Genomic DNA, 2,651 nt, shown 5'->3' on the forward strand with positions numbered 1-2,651 from the left:
CGCCAGTGCGCCGAAACCCGCGACCGCCGGTCCCGGACGGCCCAAGGGGTCGAAGAACCGCTCCCCCGCCCGCCATCACGACGTCGGCAAAACCGTCACACGCGCTGCCACGCTCAGAGAACACCGTCGGCAGGCAGGTTAATGACAAGCTGAGTGCCTGTGAACAAACCGCCCAGGGCGACGGCTGGGGTCTCGGTCAGGTTGACCTCAAGTTAGGTTGAGGCGTCACCCTGGCCCGCATGGTCTTGGTGACGGCGGCGTGCGTGCAGGACCGTGACGGGGGCCGCCCCCTGCTGGAGCGAACGCGGCAGGCCCACACCCGTATCTCCCTGGTGTGGGGCCGACGGCGGCCATGCTGGGAAGCTGGTCGAATGGGCGCGGGAGAAGTTGCGGCTGACGGTGGAGAATGTTGCCTGATCCAGCGCTAACGTTGGATTGTTCGTTGTCTTGTACCGTTCGTGTTTATGAAGGTTGGTCTGGCGCCATGACCGCATCCAGCACTCCGACCGCCGCCGAAGAGCTACGCGGTGCCGGCCTGCGGGTGACGGCCGCCCGCGTGGCACTGCTCGAGACAGTCAGGAACGGTGACCATCTCGGCGTCGAGGCGATCGCCTCCGGTGTGCGCGACCGTGTAGGCCATATCTCCCTTCAAGCCGTGTATGAGGCTCTCCACGCGCTCACCGCGGCGGGACTCGTACGCCGCATCGAACCGGCCGGCAGCGCGGCCCGGTTCGAGGGACGCGTCGGGGACAACCACCACCACGTCGTGTGCCGGTCGTGCGGTCTTGTCGCTGACATCGACTGCGCGGTCGGCGAGGCACCCTGCCTGACCGCGTCCGACGACCACGGCTTCTCGATCGACGAGGCCGAGGTCATCTACTGGGGCCTGTGCCCCGACTGTTCCACCGCCCGCAGTTCCTGAGCACCGTTATCCCACCAGTCCGGAAGGATTCCATGTCCGAGAACCATGATGCAATCGTCACAGACGCGAAGACGGAGGGCGGAGATGGCTGCCCGGTTGCGCACGAGCGCGCTCCGCACCCGACTCAGGGCGGCGGAAACCGCCAGTGGTGGTCGGAGCGGCTCAACCTGAAGATCCTCGCCAAGAACCCCGCAGTGGCCAACCCCCTCGGCGAGGAGTTCAGCTACGCCGAGGCGTTCAAGGGCCTCGATCTCCCGGCCGTGAAGCGGGACATCGCGGAGGTGCTGACGACCTCGCAGGACTGGTGGCCGGCCGATTTCGGCCACTACGGCCCGCTCATCATCCGGATGGCGTGGCACAGCGCGGGCACCTACCGGATCAGCGACGGCCGCGGTGGCGCCGGGGCCGGTCAGCAGCGCTTCGCCCCCCTCAACAGCTGGCCGGACAACGGGAACCTCGACAAGGCCCGCCGCCTGCTGTGGCCGGTCAAGAAGAAGTACGGCCAGGCGCTCTCGTGGGCCGACCTCATGATCCTCGCCGGCAACGTCGCCCTGGAGTCGATGGGCTTCAAGACCTTCGGCTATGCCGGTGGACGTGTGGACGTGTGGGAGCCCGAGGAGGACGTCTACTGGGGTCCTGAGTCGACCTGGCTTGACGACCAGCGCTACACCGGCGACCGTGAGCTGGAGAACCCCCTGGGCGCCGTGCAGATGGGCCTCATCTACGTCAACCCGGAGGGCCCGAACGGCAACCCCGACCCGCTCGCCTCGGCCCGCGACATCCGTGAGACGTTCCGCCGGATGGCGATGAACGACGAGGAGACGGTCGCCCTGATCGCGGGTGGTCACACCTTCGGCAAGACCCACGGTGCGGGCCCGGCGGACCACGTCGGCCCCGATCCCGAGGCCGCCACGATCGAGGAGCAGGGCCTCGGCTGGAAGAACACCTTCGGCACCGGCAAGGGCGGCGACACGATCACCAGCGGTCTCGAGGTCACCTGGACGCCCACCCCGACCAAGTGGGACAACAGCTTCTTCGAGATCCTGTTCGGCTACGAGTGGGAGCTGAGCAAGAGCCCCGCCGGCGCGCACCAGTGGAAGCCGAAGGACGGCGCCGGGGCGGGCACCGTCCCCGACGCCCACGACCCGTCGAAGAGCCACGCCCCGACGATGCTGACCAGCGACCTCGCGCTCCGCGTGGACCCGGTCTACGAGCAGATCTCGCGACGCTTCCTGGAGAACCCCGACGAGTTCGCGGACGCCTTCGCCAGGGCGTGGTTCAAGCTGACGCACCGCGACATGGGCCCGATCGTGCGCTACCTCGGCCCGGAGGTCCCGGCCGAGACGTTGCTGTGGCAGGACCCCCTCCCCGCGGTGACGCACGAGCTCATCGACGCTGAGGACATCGCCTCCCTCAAGGGCCAGGTCCTCGCCTCGGGCCTGTCGGTGTCCCAGCTCGTGTCCACCGCGTGGGCGTCGGCCTCGACCTTCCGTGGCGGAGACAAGCGCGGCGGCGCCAACGGCGCGCGCGTCCGCCTTGAGCCGCAGAGTGGGTGGGAGGTCAACGACCCCGACCAGCTGGCGACGGTGCTGCGCACCCTGGAGGGGATCCAGGAGGCCTTCAACGCCGCCCAGGCCGGTGGCAAGCGGGTCTCCCTGGCCGACCTGATCGTGCTCGCCGGCGGTGCGGCCGTCGAGCAGGCCGCCAAGGACGCCGGCATCGACGTCGA

The 2,651-nt window shown here is 68.8% G+C and carries 2 protein-coding genes; both read left to right on the forward strand.

The genetic code is table 11. The features are described from left to right. Nucleotides 1-484: 484 nt before the first annotated feature. Nucleotides 485-922, forward strand: a complete 438-nt coding sequence (locus tag AB0O34_RS36595; protein WP_363923566.1) for a Fur family transcriptional regulator — start codon at nucleotides 485-487, stop codon at nucleotides 920-922. Nucleotides 923-954: 32 nt separating this feature from the next. After that, a partial coding sequence (gene katG / locus AB0O34_RS36600) for a catalase/peroxidase HPI (RefSeq protein WP_363923568.1) occupies nucleotides 955-2,651 on the forward strand: 1,697 nt, incomplete at its 3' end.

Origin of the sequence: Sphaerisporangium sp. NPDC088356 (assembly GCF_040685555.1) — a bacterium.
Classification (GTDB): Bacteria; Actinomycetota; Actinomycetes; order Streptosporangiales; family Streptosporangiaceae; genus Sphaerisporangium.

Coding starts and splice junctions, on each gene's coding strand:
- AB0O34_RS36595 (WP_363923566.1), top strand. CDS start 485: ATGACCGCATCCAGCACTCCGACCGCCGCCGAAGAGCTACGCGGTGCC.